This window comes from Prevotella sp. P4-98 (assembly GCF_002251405.1).
GTDB lineage: Bacteria > Bacteroidota > Bacteroidia > Bacteroidales > Bacteroidaceae > Prevotella.
Window position 1 is genome coordinate 23,754 of the sequence record NZ_NPJC01000075.1, and the last position, 25,735, is coordinate 49,488.

General features: G+C 47.3%; 19 protein-coding genes and 2 tRNA genes. 3 read left to right on the forward strand and 18 right to left on the reverse strand.

The features are described 5' to 3' along the window. The first annotated feature begins 43 nt into the window (after positions 1-43). Together uxuA and CIK96_RS11840 are read left to right on the forward strand one after the other, a co-directional pair. The gene (uxuA, locus tag CIK96_RS11835; protein ID WP_094440691.1) at positions 44-1,276 is read left to right on the forward strand and encodes a mannonate dehydratase; all 1,233 of its coding nucleotides are present in this window, start codon (positions 44-46) and stop codon (positions 1,274-1,276) included. Then, positions 1,269-2,084: an SDR family oxidoreductase gene (locus CIK96_RS11840; protein ID WP_094440692.1), complete on the forward strand. Its 816-nt coding sequence runs from the start codon at positions 1,269-1,271 to the stop codon at positions 2,082-2,084. Before uxuA ends, CIK96_RS11840 begins: the two co-directional genes overlap by 8 nt. Before the next feature lie 176 nt (positions 2,085-2,260). Here the strand turns inward: CIK96_RS11840 and CIK96_RS11845 are convergent, their stop codons facing one another. Genes CIK96_RS11845 through CIK96_RS11855 form a run of 3 tightly spaced genes read right to left on the reverse strand, consistent with a single transcriptional unit; the run spans position 2,261 to position 4,879 of the window. After that, positions 2,261-3,019, reverse strand: a complete 759-nt coding sequence (locus CIK96_RS11845; protein ID WP_094440693.1) for an MBL fold metallo-hydrolase — start codon at positions 3,017-3,019, stop codon at positions 2,261-2,263. Beyond that, positions 3,016-4,017 carry a UDP-N-acetylmuramate dehydrogenase gene (gene murB / locus CIK96_RS11850; protein WP_094390488.1) on the reverse strand — a complete coding sequence of 334 codons (1,002 nt, stop codon included), beginning with the start codon at positions 4,015-4,017 and terminating at the stop codon, positions 3,016-3,018. Before murB ends, CIK96_RS11845 begins: the two co-directional genes overlap by 4 nt. Before the next feature lie 19 nt (positions 4,018-4,036). After that, the gene (locus CIK96_RS11855; RefSeq protein ID WP_254046306.1) at positions 4,037-4,879 is read right to left on the reverse strand and encodes a DUF4348 domain-containing protein; all 843 of its coding nucleotides are present in this window, start codon (positions 4,877-4,879) and stop codon (positions 4,037-4,039) included. 127 nt (positions 4,880-5,006) lie between these two features. Between CIK96_RS11855 and pheS the strand changes: the two genes are divergently transcribed. After that, on the forward strand, positions 5,007-6,044 hold the full coding sequence (gene pheS, locus CIK96_RS11860; protein WP_094435924.1) for a phenylalanine--tRNA ligase subunit alpha: 1,038 nt from the start codon (positions 5,007-5,009) through the stop codon (positions 6,042-6,044). A gap of 474 nt (positions 6,045-6,518) precedes the next feature. On the opposite strand, the gene CIK96_RS11865 is transcribed toward pheS, so the two are convergent. The 15 genes from CIK96_RS11865 to infC form a co-directional block, all read right to left on the reverse strand. Next, positions 6,519-6,593: transfer RNA gene (locus CIK96_RS11865), tRNA-Glu, on the reverse strand. A gap of 31 nt (positions 6,594-6,624) precedes the next feature. Continuing rightward, a tRNA-Ser gene (locus CIK96_RS11870) sits at positions 6,625-6,711 on the reverse strand. Between the two features lie 199 nt (positions 6,712-6,910). After that, positions 6,911-7,882 (reverse strand): zinc ribbon domain-containing protein, encoded by a 972-nt coding sequence (locus tag CIK96_RS11875; protein WP_173815103.1) that lies wholly within the window; start codon positions 7,880-7,882, stop codon positions 6,911-6,913. After that, positions 7,863-9,689, reverse strand: coding sequence for a U32 family peptidase (locus CIK96_RS11880; protein ID WP_094440694.1), 1,827 nt, complete (start codon positions 9,687-9,689; stop codon positions 7,863-7,865). Before CIK96_RS11880 ends, CIK96_RS11875 begins: the two co-directional genes overlap by 20 nt. Further along, entirely contained in the window at positions 9,686-10,603 is a 918-nt protein-coding gene (metA, locus tag CIK96_RS11885; RefSeq protein WP_094390491.1) for a homoserine O-succinyltransferase, read from the reverse strand. The genes CIK96_RS11880 and metA overlap by 4 nt, the downstream gene beginning before the upstream one ends. A 60-nt stretch (positions 10,604-10,663) precedes the next feature. After that, complete coding sequence (locus CIK96_RS11890) at positions 10,664-11,419, reverse strand: PP2C family serine/threonine-protein phosphatase (RefSeq protein ID WP_094440695.1); 756 nt, start codon at positions 11,417-11,419, stop codon at positions 10,664-10,666. A 19-nt stretch (positions 11,420-11,438) separates the two neighbouring features. Next, positions 11,439-12,029 (reverse strand): FHA domain-containing protein, encoded by a 591-nt coding sequence (locus CIK96_RS11895; RefSeq protein WP_094440696.1) that lies wholly within the window; start codon positions 12,027-12,029, stop codon positions 11,439-11,441. Between the two features lie 50 nt (positions 12,030-12,079). After that, complete coding sequence (locus CIK96_RS11900) at positions 12,080-15,388, reverse strand: AAA family ATPase (RefSeq protein ID WP_094440697.1); 3,309 nt, start codon at positions 15,386-15,388, stop codon at positions 12,080-12,082. Positions 15,389-15,390: 2 nt separating this feature from the next. Continuing rightward, complete coding sequence (locus CIK96_RS11905; protein WP_094440698.1) at positions 15,391-18,354, reverse strand: protein kinase; 2,964 nt, start codon at positions 18,352-18,354, stop codon at positions 15,391-15,393. After that, the gene (locus CIK96_RS11910; protein WP_094440699.1) at positions 18,351-19,292 is read right to left on the reverse strand and encodes a zinc ribbon domain-containing protein; all 942 of its coding nucleotides are present in this window, start codon (positions 19,290-19,292) and stop codon (positions 18,351-18,353) included. The genes CIK96_RS11905 and CIK96_RS11910 overlap by 4 nt, the downstream gene beginning before the upstream one ends. Before the next feature lie 132 nt (positions 19,293-19,424). Then, positions 19,425-21,464: a M13 family metallopeptidase gene (locus CIK96_RS11915; RefSeq protein WP_094440700.1), complete on the reverse strand. Its 2,040-nt coding sequence runs from the start codon at positions 21,462-21,464 to the stop codon at positions 19,425-19,427. Positions 21,465-21,485: 21 nt separating this feature from the next. Beyond that, positions 21,486-23,426, reverse strand: a complete 1,941-nt coding sequence (locus tag CIK96_RS11920; protein ID WP_094440701.1) for an ABC-F family ATP-binding cassette domain-containing protein — start codon at positions 23,424-23,426, stop codon at positions 21,486-21,488. Positions 23,427-24,228: 802 nt separating this feature from the next. After that, positions 24,229-24,573 (reverse strand): 50S ribosomal protein L20, encoded by a 345-nt coding sequence (rplT, locus tag CIK96_RS11930; protein WP_094390499.1) that lies wholly within the window; start codon positions 24,571-24,573, stop codon positions 24,229-24,231. A 37-nt stretch (positions 24,574-24,610) separates the two neighbouring features. Next, positions 24,611-24,808 carry a 50S ribosomal protein L35 gene (gene rpmI, locus CIK96_RS11935; protein WP_094440703.1) on the reverse strand — a complete coding sequence of 66 codons (198 nt, stop codon included), beginning with the start codon at positions 24,806-24,808 and terminating at the stop codon, positions 24,611-24,613. Between the two features lie 73 nt (positions 24,809-24,881). Beyond that, on the reverse strand, positions 24,882-25,568 hold the full coding sequence (infC, locus tag CIK96_RS11940) for a translation initiation factor IF-3 (protein ID WP_094390500.1): 687 nt from the start codon (positions 25,566-25,568) through the stop codon (positions 24,882-24,884). Positions 25,569-25,735: the final 167 nt, after the last annotated feature.

Sequence of the window (25,735 nt, forward strand, 5' to 3'; positions counted from 1 at the left end):
CCCAAAAACTAACAATAACAATAACAAAAACAGATCAACAACTATGGAAAGAACATGGAGATGGTTTGGCAAAAACGATAAGATAACGCTTGCCATGCTAAAACAAATCGGTGTGGAAGGCATCGTAACTGCTCTTCACGACGTACCTCTTGGTGAAGTTTGGACCAGGAAAAAAATCAAAGATCTCCGCGAATATATCGAAAGCTACGGCATGCGATGGAGCGTCGTGGAATCATTACCCGTGGTAGAGACTATCAAATACGGAGGTCCTGACCGTGACCAACAGATAGAAATCTATAAGGAATCGCTCCGCAACCTATCGGCTGAAGGCATCCATACCATCTGTTACAACTTCATGCCCGTACTCGACTGGGCTCGTACAGACTTGCTTCACGCGAATCCTAACGGTTCGTCAAACCTATTCTTCTCTTATGCAGAATTTGCCTATTTCGATATTTATATACTCAAAAGACAAGGCGCACGCGAAGAATGGGCACGCTTCCAATTCCCAGCTGGCGTAGGTGAAGGACGTAACGTACTGGAAGAGGCTGATGCGCTCGCCAAAACCATGACTCCAGAGAAAGACCATCAACTGGTAGAAAACATCGTTATCAAAACGCAAGGTTTTGTAAGTGGCAACTTCAAAGAGGGCGACGAACACCCCCTCGAACTCTTCCACCAGTTGCTCGCAAACTATGATGGTATTGACAAGAATCAACTGAGGGAAAACATGAAATACTTCCTCAACGCTATCATGCCTACCTGCGAAGAGTGTGATATGAACATGTGTGTGCATCCCGACGATCCCCCCATCGAGATTCTCGGTCTCCCACGCATCGTACGCACCCAAGAAGATATCCAATGGTTCCTTGATGCTGTTCCTAACAAGCACAACGGACTGACCTTCTGCGCTGGGAGTCTCTCTGCTGGCGCTTATAACAATGTGGTGGAGATGGCACGTAAATTTGCACCACGCACCCATTTCGTACACCTCCGCTCTTGTCATATCTTCCCCAATGGCGACTTTACAGAAGCCTCACACCTTGGAGGACGTGCCGATATCATCGAACTGGCACGTATTTTCGAACAAGAGAATCCTGCGTTGCCCATGCGTGTGGATCACGGCATGACAATGCTTGGCGACGAGACTAAAGGTTATAATGCAGGCTACTCGTTCCTCGGACGTATGTTTGCCATGGGACAAGTACAAGGCATTCTCGCCACCGTTGACCGTGAATTAGGAATAGAATACAAACAACCCGGATTTTATGAATAACAACCTTTTCAACATTAAAGACAACGTTGTTGTCATCACAGGCGGAACAGGCGTTCTTGGACGTGCCATCGCTAAGTATCTGGCCCTTGAAGGAGCCAAAGTCATCATCCTCGGCCGTAAGGAAGAGGTTGGACAGAAAATTGCTTCTGACATCAGCGAAGCAGGTGGCGTGTGTGAGTTTATGAAAACTGACGTCATGAACCAAGAGGTCGTTCAGCAAAACTGCGACGACATCATGCGTAAATACGGACGTATCGACACTCTCCTCAATGCTGCGGGAGGTAATATGCCGGGCGCTACCATCGCTCCCGATAAAACCTTCTTCGACCTCGATGCCTCACAGTTCCAGACTGTTCTCAATCTGAACCTCACAGGAACGGTCATCCCCACCCAAGTATTTCTTCGTCCCATGGTAGCTCAGGGAAAAGGTAGCATCATCAACTTCTCTTCGATGGCTGCTTTCCGTCCCATGACTCGCGTATGTGGTTATGCTGCTGCCAAGGCTGGTATCAGCAATTTCACAGCATATATGGCAACAGAATGTGCCAAGAAGTTTGGCGAAGGAATTCGCGTCAACGCCATTGCTCCCGGTTTCTTCATTACCGAACAGAACCGTGCTTTGTTGACCAATCCCGATGGTACCTTCACACAGCGTGGTCAGGATGTGATTCGTCAGACTCCCTTCGGCCGCATGGGTGATCCTGAAGAACTCTGTGGCACAATCCACTATCTGATGTCAGAAGCTGCAAAATTCGTCACCGGTACCGTTGCTGTTGTTGACGGAGGTTTTAATGCTTTTGCCATGTAAGTTCCAAACAATACATCATACTCCAAAGGAGAGCCACACCTCGTGTGACTCTCTTTCTTTTTCCAGAAAGTTTTAGTATTCCTCATAAATTTTCTGTGTATGATTATAAAAAGAGAGTTAGGATTACGGCATAAGACAAAAAGAGATTCTCAAGGCAGAGAACCTCCTGCGACTCATTATATGTTGACCACAAGTCCATCGTATGCCATGCGAATATGAGGAGGCAAGATATTATTGACCTCATCATGTTTTCCTATGCTATGTGCCGCATGAGTAAGCCATGTTTGACGTGCTCCTATCTTTTTCGCAAATGCCACCGCTTCATCAAGCGTCTGGTGTGAATGATGCGGAGTACGGCGAAGCGCGTTAACCACCAGCACTTCTGTTCCTTTCAGATATTCCAATTCACTATCTGCAATGGTTTTCATATCTGTAATATATGTCAATCCACCAATCCGATAACCTAAAATGGGCAAGTCGTGATGCATCACCTGTATCGGCATGATATCAATACCGTTGATGTTAAACACCTCATGAGGATGAATCTCATGAAGTCTGATGACAGGAGTATTGGGATAGCGATGTTCTCCAAAACAATATGGAAGCATCTTCAATAACGATTGACGTGCAATAGGGTCCGCATAGACGTTCACCTCTCCAAACTGACAGAAAGGCCTGACATCATCAAGTCCTCCAACATGGTCATAGTGGGCATGGGTGATAAGGATTCCATCTATCCGACTGAAGGGCAAGGGCATAATCTGTTGACGGAAGTCTGGCCCACAGTCGATAAGCAAGCGTGTGTCTCCCTCCTCTAACAGCGCCGAACATCTCAACCTTTTATCATGTGGATCTTGACTGCTACAGGTAGGACATTGGCATCCAATGGTAGGAACGCCACACGATGTTCCAGTACCGAGGAAGGTTATTTTCATATAATATTCACTTCTGGTTTGATGGTTATTCCGAATTTTTCTTTCACATCACGCTGGATCATCCGGCAAAGATCAACAATTTCCTGACCGGTAGCATTACCACGATTCACCAACACCAAGGCCTGACGATCGTGAACGCCTGCATGTCCTACGGTACGTCCCTTCCATCCACATTGGTCTATCATCCATCCTGCAGGAATCTTCTCGTGATTTGCATCGATGGTATAGTGTGGCATATTCTCATATTGTGATGCCAATGCCTCATATTGTGATCGTTCCACAATGGGATTCATGAAGAAACTTCCTGCATTTCCCATAACAGCAGGATCAGGCAGTTTCTCTTGTCGTATGCCGATGATGACCTCTCTCAATTGACTTGCTGTGAGATGAGTCATGTTTCGCCTTTCAAGTTCGCTGCGAATGTTACCATAATCGAGTTTAGGTTGAAAATCTCTTTGGGTACGATAGGTCACATGGGTGATCAGATATTGATTCTTCCATTCTCCTTTAAACCGACTCTGACGATATGCGTACCGACAAGCAGCGGCATCTATGAGCTGTAACGCTCCCGAAGCGATCTCGATGGCTTCAATGGTCTCTATAAAGTCTTTCACCTCAACACCATAGGCACCGATGTTCTGTACCGCGCTGGCACCCACATCACCCGGAATCCACGAGAGATTCTCCATGCCGTAATATCCATGCTTCACACTATAATCTACTACATCATCCCATACCTCGCCGCTTCCACAGCGTAGGGTGTCCTTCTGTGGTGTTATGCCTTTGATGGCTGAGCGCACGACAATGCCTTTGAAATCCTGTGTCAACAGGAGATTACTTCCACCTCCAATAATCAGAAAAGGTTGGGCTGACTGACGAAGAATGTCGGCCACAGCTTTTGCTTCATCGGCAGTCGAATATTCCAAGAAGCGGTCACAACGGGCTTCAATACCAAAGGTATTGTGCTGCTTCAAACTATAGTCATGAATATCTTTCATAGCGTTGTTCCTATTTATATTAGGTTGAGAGTTTAGACAGCATCCATTTTCCTCCTTCGTGTCGGAAGGTCAGTTCTGTCTCCAAACCATTAGCGATACCTCTCAGCACGAACACCTTACATTTTCCTGCTTTATGATTGGTACCATAGATAATGTTATAAATCATATCCGTAGGTAATTCAGGTGCAAAAGCTGGCCACGTATCTGGTGTTATCACTCCTTCCATCTCATTGAAGTCATCGTCAGGATCCGGTCCCACAAAATCTACCGTCTCTCGGAGATGGTGCATCTGATAGTCGGCATTAGAAGCAAAATGCTCGTAAAAGTCAAGAAACGATGCATTATGTGATTCATGCAAAGGAATGTGTATGATCTTCTGCATCATCCATCTTCCGTTAATACGGTCGAAGACATACTGTTTGATGGATTTCGAGTGAAAATATATTTTCTCCACCACAGCATGTGAGACAGAAATCTGCTTGGTTTCTTCCAATTGTTTCTCGCTGTCGAAAATCAGCGTATAGAAATCTTGTCGCATGAAGAAATTCTCCATATGCCATTTGCTTTTAGGCAACAATTCAATATCGTCTCCACGTACGACAGGTAGTGGAAACTTAATACGGCTGTATTGTAATTTCCTATTGGCGGCGAAATTGAATACAAAATCATCAAACAGCTCATCAGCCGCTTTTGGCATCGGCTCCTCTTCGATTGCCTTCATCTCGTTGTCAGCAACCGTAGAGTCAACAGTCGCAGTAGTGTCAGCAACCGTTTCTTCGGTAGATTCTACCGTTTTGTTACCCTGGCAACCAGCCAGCAAACAGACCATAACATAAAACGCAATCCAATATCGTTTCATCATTGACCTCCATCTATTTTATAAACTTCTCTCAATTTTTCGGCAAAGGTACAAAAAACTCCCAACTCCTAATCCATAATTCTTATTTTTTTTATACCTTTGCAGAAAATTTAGTTTTATATCAATGATTATGATACTCGACAAGATAAACCAACTCTTAGACGAAGTGCGGCAAATGACGGCCGCCAACGCAGAAGAGGTAGAGCAGTTACGACTGAAATACCTCAGCAAGAAAGGTGCCATTACAGCTTTGATGAACGATTTCCGCAATGTTCCAGCCGACCAGAAAAAGACTGTGGGCATGAAAATCAACGAACTCAAGCAAATAGCACAGGAGCGCATCAACCAACTCAAGACTGATACCGAAACAGTAGAATGCGATGCGCAACATATCGACCTCACACGCACACCCTACCCCATCGGATTGGGTACACGTCATCCGCTCACTATTGTTACCAACGAGATTATCGACATCTTCTCGCGTATGGGATTTGTATTAGCCGATGGACCTGAAGTAGAGGACGACCTCCACGTGTTCACCCGTATGAACTTTGCTGCAGACCATCCTGCACGTGACATGCAAGATACTTTCTTTGTGTCACAACATCCTAACGATGTCACCAAAAATATCCTGCTCCGTTCCCATACCTCAAGTGTACAGGCTCGCGTGATGGAGACTACCCAGCCTCCTATCCGCATCATCTGCCCCGGACGCGTATATCGTAACGAGGCCATTACCGCCCGTGCTCATTGTTTCTTCCATCAGGTAGAAGGATTGTATATCGACAAGAACGTATCGTTTACCGACCTCAAGCAGGTATTGTTGTCCTTTGCACGTGAAATGTTTGGTGCAGATACCAAGATACGTCTTCGTCCAAGCTATTTCCCATTTACCGAGCCCAGCGCTGAGATGGACATCTCTTGCTTCATCTGTGGCGGAGAAGGCTGCGGATTCTGCAAGCACACAGGATGGGTAGAGATTCTCGGTTGTGGTATGGTCGATCCCAATGTTCTTGAACAATGCGGTATTGATTCAAGCGTTTATAGCGGCTATGCCTTTGGTATGGGTGTTGAACGCATTACCAACTTAAAATACCAGGTAAGCGACCTCCGCATGTTCTCTGAGAACGACGTCCGCTTCCTCCACGAATTCGAGTCAGCCGACTAATTTCATCACACCGACATATTCAAGAAGGCTCCTGTCATCAGCGAGCCTTCTTTTTTGTTGCTATACTCAACCATAGTCTTTCGTCTGTACGGCAAAGTTCTAACCGTTTCAAGGCTCCATGAAAATTACTTTTGCGCCACAAGAATAATCATTCCAATCATTCAAACAAAAGTATCATCCTCTCCTTAGAGGAATAATACGGATAGAGGTAGCTTTGGAATAATACGGATAGAGGTAGTAGTCTTACGCTTCTCAAACCATAATCAACAGAAAGGTTGAACAGCTATAGAATGTAGAAAAGAAAGACCATATTCGATAAGAAATAATCTGTTAGGGAACTTTCCGAAAAATTGCGAGTTCTAGATTTACTTTTTTTACACGGCATCACCATAAGAGACTAATCTGCAAAAGGTGGTTCACATACTACTTTTGAACAAAAAAAAACAGCGTAAATACATCATTTACGCTGCTTGTTGGTAGTCGATAGGGGAATCGAACCCCTATGCCAAGATTGAGAATCTTGTATCCTAACCATTAGATGAATCGACCATCATTCTTTTGTCTTTTTAGGAAAGCCCAGCGGAAGCTGGGGGATTCGAACCCCCGGTACGGTAACCCGCACGGCAGTTTAGCAAACTGCTGGTTTCAGCCACTCACCCAAACTTCCTAACCGGTTGTTCTTTCTTAACCTTAGGCGTTTTCTCTCAAACGCGGTGCAAAGGTACTACATATTTTTGAGAACACCAAATATTTTGAAAAATTTTTCTGATTTTTTCTGCATTATGCCCATTTTTTCTGCTTTTCCACCGCAAGCCCTACCCTCTTGAGCCTATATATTGACGATTCTTGAGTTTTCCGCACATCCCTTAGACATTCTCCACCCCACACTTCGGACAGATACCTTTGCGATGCATCCTTGCGCCACAATTGCCACAAACATACCGATAATGCGAATACCGGAAATAGCGCCACAGGGCAAAGATGATATAGACAACAAGAAATAGGAAACCTATATAATATAAGGTAGTGATGCTGAAAAGAACATAATCGACTGCACATACTCCAGCAAGTCCGCATAAGTAAAGCAACCCTTCAGAAGGCTCCAAACGATGCACTACATCATCTATCGTCGCCACACCTACGATAAGGATGGCCCATACGGAGGCAATAAAGAGTGCAAGAAACCACGGTAGCGAAAACGGGTTGAGCGAAGGGTGATAATAGAAATGTCGCCACGATTCGGGACTGAACATCTGTATGGATGCATAGAGCGTTGCAGAAGAGGCGATGAGTATGCACAACAATGTAGGATAGAACGAATCAATATCGTTGAAATGAACTATACGCGCATTATGGCGCATCAAACGACGAAGACCGTATGCCACTACGACAACAACCAATAATGCCAGGAATAGCAACAGATGGGTATCTGAAAAGAAATCTATAAACTGGGAAATGGGGTCGTTGGGCGATACGCAAGGCAACATCTCGCTCTCACGAATCCATCCCTGTGTCATCTGGTCGCGCGCCACCTTCACCCAAACGGAATCTATCGTATCTGACGAGATGGTCTTGATGTCGGCCACAACAAGGGGATCGCCTTTCGACACATATAGCGTATCGAAAGCCTGAGATCCTGCCTCATCGGAAATGGGCATCTGGCTGGCCTTAACCACGAAGTTATAGTTCTGAGAATAATGATGGGTAGTAAAGAACGACAAGGAGTCTATCTGACGCTCGGTAAGGTCCCATGCGTCAGGCGAAACAGGTCCATGGTTGTAACAGGCAGACAACAACAGGACGATCACACACAACAGGCTATTTTTCACTTTCTCCATAGACATTCATCTGACAATGACGACAATCAAACTCTAAACGAAACCTACGACCATCAGACAATCGCAGAAACAAGGGTTCCCTCCAATGGGCCTTTGTCCCGCCATGTTTCACACAACCGCCAAGCGCATAGCGCAGACAATGGCGACATTGCATCAACAAGGAAGCCTTCTGTCGTGATGACTGGAGTTCGAATGCTTGTTCGGAAGGATGAAGCCCTTGTGAGATATAAAAGTCGTGTGCCTTTGCGTTGGAGATATTATACAGATAGTCATACGGATAAAGGGCCGACACAGACGCGGGAATGTGGGCCGATAAAACTTTAGACTGACCATCCGCTTGAGGAGTGGACAACATGAGTTTTTCGACAAGACGCCTGCGCAGATCTGCGAGGAAACTGCTGGGGATGAAATAATTGAAATCATCACTCATCTCCACCTGCTCGCAAAGATAGGGTGTTCCTCCGAGTTTCGAGAGTTGCCTGACGATATTGTCGCGTTGTGGTTTCTCTGAAGCCTGATGCTCACAGGCAATACCTACCGAAACCTCGCCAACCGAGAGATTAAAGCCCTGTTCGTCGGCTGCCAACCGCATGATGATGGGAATCTTGCGTTCTGCACTCGGACGAGAGAGTAGTTTTTCAAATTCCTGGTCGTTATTACGATAGAGTGCCATTCCTGGACGAAGATTCCGAGGCATCTTTTGAGGATAGAGTCTGTTGCCTTCCGCTCGGTTGACACGGAATCCTTCCAGTTCGCGGTCTCCCGTAATGAAACACAATCCGTCACCATTGGCAAATGCAGCAGTTCCTGCAACATTAAAGGAGTTGTTGCGTATCTCTTTCACATATCCCACATACTCGCCCATGGCCTTTGGTGTATCGGGAGAGAAGATGTCTGGTTGGCGTCCATTCAGGAAATAATGTGTAAAACCACGGTTAAAGGTCTTTTTCAGATTGGGTGTGAAGGTATAGCTGCACGTTCCCTTCGAAGCGCGGCAATAGCGATCAGGCTGATTGGCAACAATCTTATTGAGGCGAAGGTTATAGGCAGCCACGACATTTTTTACATAGGTGACATCCTTCAACCTTCCTTCTATCTTGAATGAGGTGGCTCCTGCTTCGACGAGTTGATCGAGCACATCCGCCTGATTGAGGTCTTTCAACGACAAGAGGTGGCGCTGGTGTTCGATTTCGCGTCCTTCTGCATCGACAAGGTCGAATTTCATACGACAGAACTGCGCACACGCTCCACGGTTGGCAGAACGTCCGAAACAGTATTGCGACGCATAGCAGATACCGCTATAGCTGACACACAAGGCTCCATGAACAAACACTTCGAGTTCGACATCTGGCACAGCCTCATGGATGCTTCTGATTTCCTCTACCGATAGTTCGCGTGCCAAGACCACCCGTTGAAATCCCAATTCTGCCAGCCATTTCACCTTATCTGCCGTACGATTGTCGGTCTGTGTTGAGGCATGAAGCGCTATAGGAGGCAACTGGAGTTTGAGCAGTCCCATATCTTGTACGAGAATGGCATCAACCCCCACCCCATGGAGTTCGCGGATAAGTGACAGCGTGTCGTCGAGTTCACCATCATAAATAATGGTATTGACCGTCACATAAACTTTTGCACCAAACAGATGGGCATAGTCGCACAACTGTCTGATGTCGTCCACACTATTTCCCACAGCAGCCCTTGCTCCGAAACGTGATGCTCCGATATATACGGCATCGGCCCCATGGTCAATAGCAGCAATACCGCAGGCAAGGTTCTTGGCAGGTGCCAGCAGTTCCAGTTTTCTCATCGTATAGTATTGATATCGAACGGTGTTGCTTGATATACGTAATAGTTGATCCAATTGTTATAAAACAGATTGGCGTGGGCCCTCCATGTGACAAGGGGCTCATTGGATGGATTATTGTCTTTATAATAGTTCTTAGGCAAATCCACATCGTCACGTATGCCACAGTCTCGTCGATACTCCTTGTCAAGAGTATTGGGAGCATATTCCAGATGGCCGGTAATAAAGAATTCTCTACCCTCTCGCGCCATCACAATACTCACTCCGCTTTCCGGTGATTCGGCAATCAGACTCAGCTCATGCTGCTTTTCTATGTCTTCGCGATGAATCTCGGTATGTCGGCTATGCGGCATCTGAAACACATCGTCAAAGCCTCGGAAGATAGGGAGCTTGGACTGTAATGTATGTTGGGGGAATACGCCAAACATTTTCTTGGGCAACTGGTATTTCGGCACTCCGTAATGGTAGTACAATCCCGCCTGCGCAGCCCAGCAGATATATAATGTACTAGTCACGTGCGTACGTGCCCATGAGAATATTTCTGTCATTTCATCCCAATAGGTGACATCTTCAAAATCAAGAGTCTCGACGGGTGCACCGGTAATAATCATGCCATCATAACGCTCCTTGCGCATCTGCTGGAAATCTCGGTAGAACATCATCATGTGTTCGATTGGGGTGTTCTTTGGCGTGTGGCTTCTGAGTTTCATGAAGCTCACTTCCAACTGCAAGGGTGTATTTGAAAGCAGACGGATCAGGTCTGTCTCAGTAGTTATCTTCAATGGCATCAGATTGAGAATCACAATCTTCAACGGGCGGATATCCTGCATGTGGGCGCGTGAATCGTCCATCACAAAAATGTTTTCCTTTTTCAGCAACTCTATTGCCGGTAATTGATCTGGTAATTTTAAAGGCATGTTTCTTTCAGTTTACTTTTTCAACACAATCTTTTTCAATACAATCTTTTTTATATATCCTCAATGGCTCTCAGCAACAGCAACAACACAAGCCGACACGTTGTCGAAACCTCCGGCTGTGATAGCTGCCTCACACAAAGCGTTGGCATCCTTCCCTTCATTGAGTAATTTTTCTATATGTTCATCATCTACCATATCGCTGAGTCCGTCAGAACACAACAGGAAGGTACAACCTGCTTTTACATCATTGGTAAACTCGGTAAAGTCGAGAAACGAGGTGGTACATCCAGCTCCGATACAGTTGGTGATGACGTTGGAATGGCGTTTTACACCAGTCATTTCGTTCAGACTGTGGTCTGTCGTGATTTGCTTCAGTTTACCATCTGACAGCATATACAGACGACTGTCTCCGCAGTTCATCCAGAAATAGTTTCCTTCGTAATATAGTATTCCAACGAGTGTGGTACCCATTTCCTGAAGCTCGCGGTCTTCAACACCACGCGAAGAGATGATCTTATTGATGGAAACGAGCCACTCCACCATAGCTTCACACAAGGCACCTTCGCTCATATGTGCAGGTAGGTCGTGGATGAAGAAATGTAGATTTCTTAGCGTCTCCTCGCTGGCAACTTCTCCGGCATTATGTCCGCCCATTCCGTCTGCCAAAGCCACAATAAAACGATCCTTGTTTTCTGTAAAGAACTGCAAGTCACAGGCCTCACTCCTTACATACTTGTTTTCCACCAGAATCATATCCTCATTATTGCTTCGAATACATCCGACACGACTCGATGCAGTTATCGTTATCTTACTCATATCTTATCTTATCTTATCATTATTTTATACTTACTTGTAAACTGACATTTGCTATGGTCAGAATATCTCCATTCTTAACAGACATCGGCACATCGGGCAACAGATCCCGTTGGTTCAGCTTCGTTCCGTTTGAAGAATGCTTGTCTATGACACACCATCCAGAATCTTGTTTGAAGAGCAGTTGGGCATGAACACCCGATACATACATGTTGTTGCTGAAGAATTTTGCGTATGGACCTTGGCGGCGTCCTATGACAGCCCCGTTCACTCCTACGATACGGATGGCCAAAGAAGAGTTGTATAACAACAGCATGGGCATTCCCTTGATTTGCGGGACATCGTTGGGAATTGTTTCCATATTGCCCTTCGTTGCCTGACCGATGGTTACCGACTGGCTGACAAAAGACGTTGACAAGGAGGTCATATTATTGCGCTCTTCCCGCTTCTTCTGTAATTCATCGTAACTGATCATCAGACCGCCACAATGGGTACAGCGATGACCCAGTCCTACCCTACCACAACTGCTGCAATAGAGTAATGCCTGACCACATTGATCGCAGAAGCGCGAATCGTCGTCGATCTCTTCTTTACAATTAGGACATATTATCATAATTTCTTTTCTACGTAGATTCTTATTTTATTTGCAATTCCCCTCACGACCTACACGTCACAGATGTCTTCTGGCATAATGGTCTGATAGGTTTCTTTGGTCACCTCCTGCATACCGCTGACTCTGACGGAGAGTTGCTGGATGGTTGCATCGAGCAGGTTGCGCATTTCTCGTGCATTACCGAAATTCTGATCCTTCGATACCACTTTTCTGCAGATCAGGTCCATCAACTTAAATTCAGCTGCTGGCGACAAGGTGTAATTGTCTTTCTGTGCCATCTTCTTGAAAATGGCCAGCAACTCGTCTTCATTATAGTCGTCTATCTGCATCTTATGTGTGAAACGGCTGGCAAGACCTGGATTGGTCATCAGGAAATTTTCCATCTGATCCTTATAGCCTGCAGCAATAACCACATACTTGCCACGGTCGTCTTCCATCCGTTTCATCAACGTATCGATGGCTTCCTTACCATACTGGTCGTTTTCTTCCGATAGCGTATAGGCTTCGTCGATAAACAGGATGCCGCCCATGGCTTTGTCACACATATTATTGACGATCTTGGGAGTCTCGCCCATGTATTTTCCTACCAACGTGGCACGACTCACTTCCACCACGTGACTTGTCGGGAGAATCTCCATGCTTTGCAACACTTCTCCCATCTTACGGGCGATAGTGGTCTTTCCCGTTCCGGGATTACCCATCAGGATGAAGTTCATAGACATCTGCTGCACTTTTCCTGCGCCCATGGCGGCACGTTGCTTCATGAACATGCTCTGTACTGCCAGACGACGGATCATGTTCTTGACCGAACGCATGCCCACAAACTCGTCCAGTTCTGACAATACTTCGTCCAATGGGCGTGCTTGCTCGTTACGTCCGTCTGCCAAATCGTCTTCCACGATTTTGAACATATCTTCCTGATTGAAATTCGGATCGCTCATCTGTTTCATCAGGCGCTGGCTTTGTTTCTCTACTGCCGAGTCGAAAAGGCGGCGTGCCTCTCGCGCATTACCGAAATTCTTATCCCGTCGCAGATACATCTGCTCAAACTGCCGGTGAATGGCGTTGGTGGTTGATGCATCGATGGTGAATTTCTTTGCCGTCGCCATATTGATGAATATCTGCGTCAACTCATCAGGCGTATAATCGTCGAAATGGATGGTCTGGGTAAAACGACTCTTCAGTCCGGGGTTAGAACTGATGAAATCATGCATCTGGTCCGTATATCCGGCAACAATACAGATGAACTTTCCACGGTCATCCTCCAAACGCTTCAACAGGGTGTCTATGGCTTCACTACCGAATGTGTCGGCATCGCTGGTCTTGAGCGTATAGGCCTCGTCGATAAACAATACGCCTCCCAAGGCTGAATCGATCACCTGGTTGGTCTTAATAGCTGTCTGTCCGGAATAGCCCGCTACGAGTTTGCTGCGGTCGGCTTCTACAAGCTGACCTTTCGACAGGATTCCGAGTGTACGAAACACATCTGCCATGATGCGAGCAACGGTAGTCTTACCGGTTCCCGGATTTCCTGTAAACACATAGTGTTTTCCCTGGAATGTATCCGTCTCTCCACGGCGAATCTGCAGATTGAGAAACGAGACAAGATTGGAAATCTCCTGTTTTACCGCAGCAAGACCCACCATGCCATGGAGCTTCTCGAGACACTCGTCGTAGTTGACACTCTTGGGAGCCTGATAGGGAATATCCACCTGCTCTATCGTCATCAACTGCTGATTGTCGAGACTGTTGATGTCAAGGCGTTGCAGACGTTCTGCCTGACGGGTACAGATTTTGTCAAACAACTGACGCATCGTGCGGCCGTTGGCAAAATCCTTGTCGCGCGACTGATACATCTCCTTGATCATCTTGCGCGCCAATCCTTCTGCCGCCTCGCTAAATTCGTATTTCTTCTCCTTGGCAAACATGTTCATGATGTCGAAAAGTTGCTCTGGAGAGTAGTCTTCTATATTCAGGAAATAGCTGAATCGACTTCTGAAACCCACGTTGATACGGAACAGATTTTCCATCTCCGACCGATAACCTGCGGCAATAACAACAAATTTGCCGCGGTCGTCCTCCATTCGTTTCATCAGCTGTTCAAGGGCCTGCGCTCCTTGCGTGTCGCGCTCGCCCGTCTGACTGAGTGGCGCCAGCGTATAGGCTTCGTCCACGAAAAGGATGCCGCCCATGGCCTTATCACACAGGCGATCTACGATCTTCGGAGTCTCGCCCTGGTATGGACTCACCATCTTCGACCGGTCGGCTTCTACCACATGACCGCTGTCGAGATAACCTATCGACTCCAGTATCTCGCCCAGTTTCCGGGCGATGGTCGTCTTACCGGTTCCGGGATTACCCGTCAGCACGATATGTATGCCGACTTTCTCTTGATCGCCGAGTCCCCGTTGTGCACGTTCCACACTATTCTTCACGCTATAGGCAATCTCGCGCACGGTCTTCTTGACTTCATCCATTCCGATGAAGCAGTCAAGGTCTTTGAGAATGTCATCCACAGAACGTTCTGCAGGAACATATCCTCTGATGTCACACTCCTCAACGGTATCGGCTTGGGCTCCCCTGCTGATGAAAGAGGTGAAGATATCTTCTGCTGTCTTCACGGCAAGATGTCCGTATCCGAAGGTCTCGTCCTTGATCTTCAGTTGATACTGGAAGAACCGTTGCAACTTATGATCTGCAGCCTGGGTAAAGGAGGTTATGGCGTATTTCTTCCGTAACTCCAGTTTACAGATCTCACAGAGTTCTGCATAGCCTGGTGCAGGCAACCGGAAAGTATATTTGAAGCGGTTCTGCGCCGCAGGATTATTGCTCAGGAAATCGTCAAGTCCCTTGGGAAGTCCCGAAATGATCACGATAGGATTCTCGTTCCATTTGTCCATTTCCACAAACAACTTGTCGAGCGGGTTGACCTGATTGGAATAACGGTCTGGCAACAGTTTCTGTACGTTGTCAAAGAAGAGAATACCGTTGCGCGCCTTTTTCACATTATCGTCCCATTTATCCACGAAACGCTGGTAATCCACGGCGTCAACCATGGTCAACTTGGGTTTCTCGATAATCTTATGTTGATAGAAATAGTCGCGAATGACCTCGGCCAAAGCGGTCTTTCCCGTACCTGTCTCACCAATAATAATGGTATTGATGCTCAACCGGATATTGACAATATCCTTGCGCGATTGTAAATAGGTATAGGTATCTACTACGGTCTTCAACTGACGCTTCACCTCGTCAAGACCGACCATGCGGTCAAGCACGTGTTTTGTGGCAAGAGGTTGGCCGCACCACTTGCAGAATTTCGCTATCGAGCGATTTTCTTTATGACATTTCTCACAGACCATAATTATTCTACATCTCTTTGCAACTGATTGACAACTTTGGTAGGATTGAGCCGCCAGTTGTCCAAATCAGGATTCTTCACATTCAATAGCTTCGGGCTATAGACCAGCAGTTCCATGACCATGATGAGCACCATGACAGACCACAGCAGGTAGTGGGCTACCGACTCTCCGCTGATGGAACGTATCTGATTGGAGACATCGTCCAACAGTCCGAACTTAGAACCCTTAAACCGATAACTCTTCTGTCTGAAGGTGAAGTACAATGGTTCCAGCAGGGAGGTCTTGATGTCGTCGTCCATCACCTCGTCTATCAGGTTTCCGTCATTACGTCTTTCCTTCCGGTAGTCGGTAAAATAGCAGATGGCCATATATACGGCTGTAATGACGATTACTACCGGGACAAACATAGCGGGGGCCGTTTTCTGCGTATGCCGCAGAATGGCCACAGGAATATAGGTAGAGAAGAGTCCCAGACTTCCCCATAATGCCGAGAGCACGAATCCGAAACCGTGGAAATAGGCTCTCATGGCTATGATAAGTGCCATGATTCCTCCCACAGGCAGTACGATGGTGAGTCCGGCATGTTCCAGCAAATACTCGCGTCCGCTGATGCCGCAGACCGCCAGCATCAGAACCCACAGTACGCATAGCGCATAAAAGACCATGCGCGACATGCGTTCCTTCATATTGGCGCGGATATAATCGCCATGCACGCGTTCAAATTTCTGCGCGGTTTGTGTTTTCGCCTCACAATACCTTTTATAATAGGTCTGCGTCTGGTCTATCTCTCCTAATGCCAGTATCCATTGTTCCAGACTCCGTTCGTAACTGTATGACTCGCGGAAGTCTTCTTTCGGATTCTCGTGGTAGAAGATCGACATCCATTGCTTCAACGAACCCCGTTGGAGTTCGCCAATGAGTACTGTACGTTTCCCATACTGCTGCATCGCCTTGACATCATGCAGTTCGATACCGTCCTCCAACATATAGGTTGGACAGACGCCGAGCATCATGCAGAAGCGATAGGCTGCCGTACGGAGGTCGTAAACTCCCAGGCGTTCGGTATTCTCATCGCTCGACATGTCGAAACATGAACGTGCCATATTGATTTGTTCCATCCATCCGTGCAACTGTGCGAAATAATGGAATCGGCCGTCGGGGTCTGAGTAATCGGCTATGGCTGCCGCAAAATCCTCATCATTACTATGCTGGGTATCGTGAAGCAAAGCGAGAAGACAGGCGCCAACGGCATCTGGAGTTTGTGCTTCGCGCAGGTCGAATGCCGCGTTGCGGTCGATATTATACAACACCTTATACCCCAGCGCCTTTGAAGGCTGCTGTCCTTCTGTCATGATGCGCAACGACTCACAGGCCATGCGATCTTCGTGTGCATACATCCACGACAGCAGGCGTCCGTCGCTCAGCGCCATCCATTCGTCGTCTGTACAGTCTTCATACCCGTATGCTCTGACGATTTCCGAGATGTTGGATGATGGATATTTCGGAAGAAACGGTATTTCGCTATCTACCTCATAGGCCAACTGGAGTATCGCCTTACGCGAGTCTAAGTGGCTGTCTTCGCGGAAATAACTTCTGAGGCGTTCAATATTAGCTGTTGAATGGCTTTCAAGATACAGGAACAGGCTGTCATTTTCGTTCTTCAGGGCCAGCGCATATTCATCGGAGGCTGCAAGTACAGAGATGACCACACTGTGAAGGTTGTCACATAGCTTGCCTCGGAGGTCCCGATACGGATAGGTAGGCTCCATGGCGTAGATGGCCGACATCAGACCTGCTGTCTGATCGACAGGATAGCGATTGCTGACGATATCCTTCAATGTAGCGCTAAGTTTTACATTACCACATTGTTCCAACCAACTGGTAATGTGACCGTTATAGAGATAGTTGATGGCAAGCTTCTCGTTATCTACCAACAAGGGGATGAGTTCATGCACATTATCCGCCACAAGGTTGCGCTCTGGATCTACCACGAAACTGCGATATTTCAGAAGTGGCGATGAAATATCCACGGGGACATTCTCTCCCAGGAACCAGCGCTCCACATGATTGTAGTCCCATCTGCTCTTTGGGTTGACAGCCGTCAGACCCAGTACGATCATCTTGACGCGTTCTGGCAGTTCGTTGATTCTTGGCAGACGTCCTTCGTTTTTCTTGCGCATCATCACGCGCTCATTTTGGCTGAACGGACTCTCTCCGAGCCACAGGGTCATCAAGGCGATTCCCAGCGAGTAGCTATCTACCGAAGGCGTAATCTCCACCTGGCCGTCAATCACGTCGTTATACATCTCCGGTGCTGCATAGGCAGGGGTACGCGCTTGTGTGGTCTTATGCATATCTTCATCGTCACGTATCACACTTGAGATGCCGAAGTCGCCCAGCACCAATTGCGTGTGATTCTCATCGCGGAAGAAGAAATTACTAGGTTTGATGTCTTTGTGGATGATATTGCTGTTGTGGCAATATTCCAAGGCTGCTGCGGCTTGCAGGGCAATACGTCTGAACTGATTGAAGTTACCGTCAAGGTCGTATTCTCCAAGATTACCTCCTCGCAGATATTCCATCAGTTCGTAGTCTCGGTTTTTGCCGTCAACGTATGTCTTGCCGTAATCCTGCACTTTGACAACCATTTCCATGTCAAAGTTCTGAATGATGCGCATCAACGTCTTGTTGATGCTGAAGTTGGGGTAATAGAGTTTCAGCACCTTCTCCCCTTCTCCGTCTTTCACCAGAAACACCTGTGCTTCACCAGAATGGTCGCTCAGACATTTGATATTCTGATAACATTTGCCTTTGAGAATGAAATCTCCTGTCTTTTCTTCATCGTCATTGGCAATTCTATTGGTACGAATGGTTTGGTCATCCGCCATGGCAGATGCCTGTACACGAAACGTTGCCTGTTGGACCCGTTGTGTCTGTTCCGGATTTACGATGGTCTTGTCTGTCATTTCTTATCATCTTTTATGTCGGAACTGCTCTTTGTTCCCAATACCACCCATTTGCCTCCAAGCTGTGGCTTGGCACATCCGCAAGGACTGCTGTGCATGGCGTGTTTATAGTTGCATACCCACGCGAGGCGTATGCCTTGTGGCTTGCAGGCCATAGTGTAGTTTCTGGCCATGATAGGCGACTCGGTAGGTCTGGTTGCAAGTTTTTCCAACGCTTCTGCCAGCGCCTCCATATTTTGCTGTTTCAACTTCTCCAACTGTTTATCGGTCATGCGGTTGCGCGATGGAATAACGATGTCTTCCTCAGGCATCCCCGAGTCTTTCGCGAGAAGCGTCAACACGCGTTTTCTCAACTCATCGTTCTTTTTGTCGCGCAGACGGTCTTTCTCCGTACAGGCAGGCAGGATGCTTTCCAGACGGTTGTACTCCTTGACGATTTCTTGCAGATGGATATAATCGGGCTCTTTCTGCAATCGCTTCACCATCTCCTTGGCTTCTGCCGTCAGCGGAGTACCGCATTTCTTGCAGAAAGCAAAATCGTTCATCGTATGACAGGTCGGACAAACCAGTCCTCCTCTCGGACTTCCACATTCGGGACAGTAGGCTTCGTTGCCGTGGAGCGCATAGCCGCAGTACGAACAAACGTCTTTGCGCACATACCGATGGCAGGTCTCACAGAAATCTGCTCCTGGGTCCATTTCTGCCCCGCAATAGGGACACGTAAGTTTTCCTATGGGTTGTCCACATTGTGCACAAAAGATGGATTCTTCTTCATTTTCTGCGCCGCAATACGGACATACTTTGACTTTGGCACGCAAGGTTTGCATTTCCGCCTGCTGCAAAACCTGATCTTCTTGGAGTTCTTGGCTTGGCAACATTTCCTGCGGACGTACTGTGCGCTGGTTTTGGTTTTTAATTGTCTGGTTATCTTCTATCATTACTACAAACGTTGTAATATTGTTGCAAAGATACTTATTTTTTTTGAAAATATACTAAAAAAACCGCTGTAAATTATCATCTACAGCGGTTTTTCTTATAATTTCTTTTTGTAAATGCCTCAAATCGGGTGTTTACCAGAGTTCCAAACGTTCTGATTTCGGAATAAACATCTTATCGCCTTCCTTGATGCCGAATGCCTCATACCACATGTCGATATGGGGAAGCGCACCATTCACACGCCAACGGCTGAGGGAGTGTGGGTCGCTCTTGGTGCGGTTGCGGATTTCGGCTTCATTGATATTTCCTGCCCATACTCCTGCGTAGGCGAGGAAGAAGCGTTGCTCAGGTGTCAGTCCGTCGATCACGGGAAGGGCCTGGGTTTTGGTGGCGTTCTTCAGCGCGTAATAGGCCACCTGCAGACCGCCATGGTCGGCCAGGTTCTCACCAAGGGTCAGACGTCCGTTGGCATTGAGGTCGGGCAATACTTTGATATTGTTGAAGAATTCCACATAGCGGTCGGTACGTTCCGTAAAATTCTTCCCATCCTCAGCCTTCCACCAGTCATGCATATTACCGTCTTTGTCGTATTGTCGTCCCTGGTCGTCAAATCCATGGGTCATTTCGTGACCGATGACCACGCCGATCGCACCATAGTTGAAGGCGTCGTCTGCCTCTGGGTCAAAGAACGGGGGCTGAAGGATGCCGGCAGGGAAACAGATTTCGTTGGTGGTTGGATTATAATAGGCGTTGACGGTCTGCGGATTCATATACCAGTCGTCTTTGTCAACAGGCTTTCCTGCGGTATGGTTGATCTGCCATTTGTTCCAGAAGCGGTTACATTCCTTCATATTGTCATAATACGATTTCGACGGATCAATAGTCAGCTCGCTCATATCGGTCCATTTGTCGGGATATCCTATCTTGACATAGAAGGTGTTGAGTTTCAACAAGGCATTCACCTTGGTACTGTCGTCCATCCAGGTTTGTGCGGCAATACGCTCGCCCAGGGCGATACGGAGGTTTTCCACCAAGGTGGTCATGCGCTTCTTAGAAGAGGCGGGGAAATACTTCTCTGTATAGATTTTTCCAAGGGCCTCACCCATCACGCCTTCCACCTGCGAGGTGGCTCTGCGCCAGAGGGGATGGTTTTCCTTGCGTCCTGCCATCACCTTGCCGTAGAAATCGAAACTGGCTTGTGCGGCTTCGTCGTTCAGCAGGTTGGCGGCGCCGTTGATGATGCGCCATTCCATCCAGTCGCGGTATGCCGGAGCTGAGAGACCGGCAATCACTTTCTCGGCACCTGCCATGAAGTCGGGCTGGCCTACGACGAGTGTCTGCAGGTATTTGCTGTCTATGCCTTTGGCATTCATCAGCTGTTCCAGTTGCAGATGGGGGTATTTGCTCTGAAACTCCTGGAGCGTCATCTTGTTGTAGTTGGCTTTCGGGTCACGCAGCTGTGTATTTGATCGTGATACTTTCGCCAAAGCCATCTCTATCTTCATGACGTTCTGCATCTTCTTCTGTGCCGTCCCCGTCTTGAATCCGAAGAGTCGGAACATTTTCACGATGTGGAGCTTGTACGCCTCACGGATTTTTGTCGTGGCGGGATCATTCTCCAGATAGTAGTCTTTCTGTCCGAGGGTCAGTCCGCCTTGGTTGACGCCGAGGATGTTTTGCGTAGCATTCATCTCGTCGGCTCCGATACCGGCGCCATAGAACATAGGTGCTCCTGCGGGCATCATTTCCTTTTGGATGGCAAAGAGCTGACTGGTAGTCTTGGCGGCTTCAAGGCGCTTGAGGATGGGCTGTACGGGCGAGAGTCCGTCTTTTTCTCTGCGGTCTGTATCTACAGCCATTTTGTAAAGGTCGCTTAACTTACGCTCTACCGTTCCTTCGGCATAGCTGTTCTCTTGCAGCTCCTTCAGGATGCCGTTGATGCGCTTGGTATTGTTTTCTGCCAGGCGGTCAAAACTTCCATAGCGTGAATAGGCTGCCGGCAGAGGGTTGGCTTTCATCCATCCGCCACAGGCATAAGTGTAGAAATCGTCTCCAGGACGGGCACTCTGATCCATGTCGGCCAGAGACAATCCCGATTTCAGTTGTTGCTGAGCCATCGAAGGAATGGCCATCGTTGTAACTGCCATCATTAGAAGTAATTTTTTCATTTTCATAATATTATTGATCTTTGTTCGTCATTTCGTTAATGCGTCATACGCTTCTGAGAGTTGTTCCCAGCGCTCCACTTCTTCGTCGAGGGCTGCCTTGATATTGGTATATTCGGTCACCAGTTCCATATTGGATGCCTGTGCGGGGTCCATGAGGAGTTGGTCCAACTGTTTCAGGCGGTCTTCCATCTCGCTGATCTTCTTCTCCGAGGCGGCTACGGCCTTTTCTGCCTTACTGATCTTCTTCTGCTGTTCTTTGCGTTCGGCATACGACAGGGCTGGCGATTTTTCGTCTGATTTTTTCTCTGCTGCCTTGGGCGTCTTTTCTGCCGCAGGCTTCGTTTCCAACTGGCTCAGTTCGTCAATACGCTTCGACTGTAGGAAATCGTAGATGCCTCCGAGGTGTTCTCTGATGCGTCCTCCGCCAAACTCATAGACCTTGGTGACCAGGCCGTCAAGGAATTCACGGTCGTGGCTCACGATGATGGCTGTGCCGTCGAAGGCCTTGATGGCTTCCTTCAACACGTCTTTCGAGGGCATGTCGAGGTGGTTGGTGGGCTCGTCGAGGATCAACAGGTTGACGGGTTCGAGCAACAGCCGGATCATGGCCAGACGACTGCGTTCGCCGCCGCTCAACACCTTCACTTTCTTGTCAGATGCTTCGCCTCCAAACATGAAAGCGCCGAGGATGTCGTTGATCTTCAGTCTGACCTCTCCTTTTGCCACACGGTCTATCGTTTCAAATACGGAGAGCGACTCGTCGAGGAGCTGGGCTTGGTTCTGTGCGAAATAGCCGATCTGTACGTTATGCCCTATCTTCAACATACCGTCGTAGGGTATCTCGCCCATGATACATTTCACGAGGGTTGACTTTCCTTCGCCGTTCTTTCCCACAAAAGCCACCTTCTCTCCTCTTTTGATGGTCAGATTGGCATGCGAGAATACGGTATGGGCGCCATAGTCTTTCCTGACGTCCTCACAGATGACGGGATAGTCGCCGCTTCGCAGACAGGGTGGGAATTTCAGGTGCATGGCGGAGTTATCCACCTCATCCACCTCGATAGGTACTATCTTCTCCAGTTGTTTCACCTTCTGCTGCACCTGTACGGCTTTGGTGGGCTTATAGCGGAAGCGCTCGATAAAGGCGCGCATCTCGGCTATCTCCTTCTGCTGGTTCTCGTAGGCACGCTGCTGTTGTTCGCGGCGTTCCTTTCTAAGCACCATATATTCATCGTAGCGCACCTTATAGTCTATGATGTGTCCACACGATATCTCCAGGGTGCGATTAGACACATGGTTGATAAAGGCGCGGTCGTGACTGACCAATACTACGGCTTTCGCACTTTGTGCAAGAAACTGCTCCAACCATTGTATCGACTCGATGTCGAGGTGGTTGGTAGGCTCGTCGAGCAACAGCACGTCGGGCTTCTGCAACAGAATCTTTGCCAGTTCGATACGCATGCGCCAACCTCCTGAGAACTCGCGTGTGGGACGGTCGAAATCTGTTCTTACAAAACCGAGACCTGTCAGGGTGCGTTCCACTTCGGCATCATTACTGTCCGCTCCCATCATCATGTAGCGGTCGTGCTCCTGCGTGAAGCGTTCCACCAGCGCCAAATAACTTTCGCTCTCGTAGTCCGTACGTTCTGCGAGTTCGCGATTGAGTTTGTCTATCAACTGTTGCTGTCGTGTGACATTGGCGAAGGCTTTCATCGCCTCTTCTTTCACGGTCGTATCATCCTGCAACACCATCACCTGTGGCAGATAGCCGATAGTGGTGTCGGAGGGCACGTTGACAGTTCCTGCCGTAGGATGCTGCAAGCCACACAGTATTTTCAAGAGCGTTGATTTACCAGCTCCGTTCTTACCCACAAGGGCAATACGGTCGCGGTCGTTGACCACAAAACTGGCATTCTGGAAGAGGGGTTTGACCCCAAACTCCACCTGTAATCCTTCTACTGATATCATTCTATTTATATTTACCATGCAAAGTTACAAAATTATTCCCGTATTCCCACCGAAAAGGTCGCACGGATTACAAGGAAATTTTTATCCACGGAACACACGGAGAACACGGAGTGTTTAGGTTATAGGTTAAAGGTTAAAGGTTAAAGGTTAGAGGTTAGTGATTAGTGATTAGTGATTATAGTTAAAGATTTTGTTCAAGATTCTAGTTTAGATTTCGAGCATCTCCGATGCGATCCCCATAAAACCCTTCCCAGAAGCGAGGTATTCGAGCGCATTTTCAGTTGAGATTTTCGTTAAAGATTTCAAGTCTCGAAACTGAGGGAATTGATTGAAGTTAAAGAACGTTTTCGTTAAGCCAAATGAGCAGAATAAAGCTCGCTTTAATTCTGTCATGGCGAGAAAAGGTGCCATAAAATGGAAGTTATCACTCCCTACGGTCGTTCGGGAAGTTAAGAGACAATAGCCTTTTGCCGTAAGACGTAGGACATTTGTCCCTTAACTTCTCTCTAACTTCCCTAACTTCTCTTAACTTCCCCACATGCGAAAGTTCAGTAAAGATTTTATTTCCGTCTAATTCCGTCTAAATTCCGATGATAAAAAATTTTTCTTGCCGTAGGCAACATCTTAAACAGGATTTCCCCCAAAGATTTCTTGCGAAGCAACCCCCAAAAAACATCCATGATTTCTGTGTGACATTAAAAAGGGGGGAACCAGCAAAAGAATAAATCCGTGTGAGATAAAAAAAGCAGGAACACCTTGCGAGTATTCCTGCATTTTTTCGTTCTCTTACGAGAATAAGACTTTACTTAACCTTCTCGACGATAGCCTTGAAAGCCTCAGGGTTGTTGACAGCGAGGTCAGCAAGCACCTTACGGTTGATTTCAATACCAGCCTGAGCGAGCTTGCCCATCAGAGCAGAGTAGCTCAAACCTTCGATACGGGCAGCAGCGTTGATACGCTGAATCCACAGAGCGCGGAAATTGCGTTTCTTGTTCTTACGGTCGCGGTAAGCGTAGGTAAGACCCTTTTCCCATGTGTTCTTCGCTACTGTCCAAACATTCTTGCGGGCACCAAAGTAACCGCGAGTGAGTTTCAGAATTCTTTTACGTTTTGCTCTTGAAGCAACGTGATTTACTGATCTTGGCATAGTTTTCTTCTTACTTTAATGTTTGACAATAGGTGAATTAACGGAGACACAACAGGTCACGAACCTGCTTCATGTTGCTGTTGTCCACGATAGCCTGGTGAACCAGGTTACGCTTCTGCTTCTTAGTTTTCTTAGTCAGAATGTGACTGTGGTAAGCATGGTGTCTCTTGATCTTACCTGTACCGGTGAAACGAAATCTCTTCTTTGCGCCGGAATTTGTCTTTACTTTTGGCATTGTTTTGTTATTTAATTGTTATTTAATAATATGGTGGCAACGCATATACCGGGCGTTACGCACCTGTTTTCGTTCAGATATTGTTTTTCAACTTTTCGAGAGCGTCTGCGCTAATCTTGGCATTTGCCAGCATACCGCTTTTCGTTTCCACGCGCTCTTTGGCCTGCTGCTGCTCTGCCTCTTTGATCTCGGCTGCAGAAGCCTCTCTGTCGCGAGCCTGTTGACTCTTCTTGGCCACACCTGCTTTCTTAGGAGCGAGATAGATAAACATCTTCTTACCTTCGAGTGAGGGCATGTGCTCTACCTTACCGTATTCCTCCAGATCGTTTGCGAAACGCAACAGGAGCACTTCTCCTTGTTCCTTAAACAGGATAGAACGTCCACGGAAGAATACGTATGCGCGTACCTTATTACCATCTTCCAGGAATTCCTTGGCGTGCTTCAGCTTAAACTGGTAGTCGTGCTCATCGGTCTGAGGTCCGAAGCGAATCTCCTTCACTTCCACCTTCACCTGCTTGGCTTTCATTTCCTTCTGACGCTTCTTCTGCTGATAGAGGAATTTCGAATAGTCGATAATGCGACAAACGGGAGGGTTGGCATTTGGGGATATCTCAACGAGGTCAACGCCCTCTGCACGAGCCATATCCAATGCTTGACGGGTGGGAACTACTGTTGATCCGTCGTCTCCCACAATACGTACCTCACGCACACGAATCTGTTCGTTGACGCGGTACTGATTCTTCATGTTGTCATTCTTCATCGACTATATTTTCGGTGTAATTACTCAAATTGGCTGCAAAGTTACTGCTTTTATTCGGACTAACAAAACTTTTCGCATTATTTTTTCATTATTTCTCACATAATTTTATTCCCCACCCTATTTTGTCGCACAAGGAGCGTTTAGGTTAAAGGTTAAAGGTTAAAGGT

Bases quoted from the DNA above. Each gene is read 5' to 3' on its own strand.
- uxuA (WP_094440691.1), top strand. From the start codon at position 44: ATGGAAAGAACATGGAGATGGTTTGGCAAAAACGATAAGATAACGCTT.
- CIK96_RS11840 (WP_094440692.1), top strand. From the start codon at position 1,269: ATGAATAACAACCTTTTCAACATTAAAGACAACGTTGTTGTCATCACA.
- CIK96_RS11845 (WP_094440693.1), bottom strand. From the start codon at position 3,019: ATGAAAATAACCTTCCTCGGTACTGGAACATCGTGTGGCGTTCCTACC.
- murB (WP_094390488.1), bottom strand. From the start codon at position 4,017: ATGAAAGATATTCATGACTATAGTTTGAAGCAGCACAATACCTTTGGT.
- CIK96_RS11855 (WP_254046306.1), bottom strand. From the start codon at position 4,879: ATGATGAAACGATATTGGATTGCGTTTTATGTTATGGTCTGTTTGCTG.
- pheS (WP_094435924.1), top strand. From the start codon at position 5,007: ATGATACTCGACAAGATAAACCAACTCTTAGACGAAGTGCGGCAAATG.
- CIK96_RS11875 (WP_173815103.1), bottom strand. From the start codon at position 7,882: ATGGAGAAAGTGAAAAATAGCCTGTTGTGTGTGATCGTCCTGTTGTTG.
- CIK96_RS11880 (WP_094440694.1), bottom strand. From the start codon at position 9,689: ATGAGAAAACTGGAACTGCTGGCACCTGCCAAGAACCTTGCCTGCGGT.
- metA (WP_094390491.1), bottom strand. From the start codon at position 10,603: ATGCCTTTAAAATTACCAGATCAATTACCGGCAATAGAGTTGCTGAAA.
- CIK96_RS11890 (WP_094440695.1), bottom strand. From the start codon at position 11,419: ATGAGTAAGATAACGATAACTGCATCGAGTCGTGTCGGATGTATTCGA.
- CIK96_RS11895 (WP_094440696.1), bottom strand. From the start codon at position 12,029: ATGATAATATGTCCTAATTGTAAAGAAGAGATCGACGACGATTCGCGC.
- CIK96_RS11900 (WP_094440697.1), bottom strand. From the start codon at position 15,388: ATGGTCTGTGAGAAATGTCATAAAGAAAATCGCTCGATAGCGAAATTC.
- CIK96_RS11905 (WP_094440698.1), bottom strand. From the start codon at position 18,354: ATGACAGACAAGACCATCGTAAATCCGGAACAGACACAACGGGTCCAA.
- CIK96_RS11910 (WP_094440699.1), bottom strand. From the start codon at position 19,292: ATGATAGAAGATAACCAGACAATTAAAAACCAAAACCAGCGCACAGTA.
- CIK96_RS11915 (WP_094440700.1), bottom strand. From the start codon at position 21,464: ATGAAAATGAAAAAATTACTTCTAATGATGGCAGTTACAACGATGGCC.
- CIK96_RS11920 (WP_094440701.1), bottom strand. From the start codon at position 23,426: ATGATATCAGTAGAAGGATTACAGGTGGAGTTTGGGGTCAAACCCCTC.
- rplT (WP_094390499.1), bottom strand. From the start codon at position 24,573: ATGCCAAGATCAGTAAATCACGTTGCTTCAAGAGCAAAACGTAAAAGA.
- rpmI (WP_094440703.1), bottom strand. From the start codon at position 24,808: ATGCCAAAAGTAAAGACAAATTCCGGCGCAAAGAAGAGATTTCGTTTC.
- infC (WP_094390500.1), bottom strand. From the start codon at position 25,568: ATGAAGAATGACAACATGAAGAATCAGTACCGCGTCAACGAACAGATT.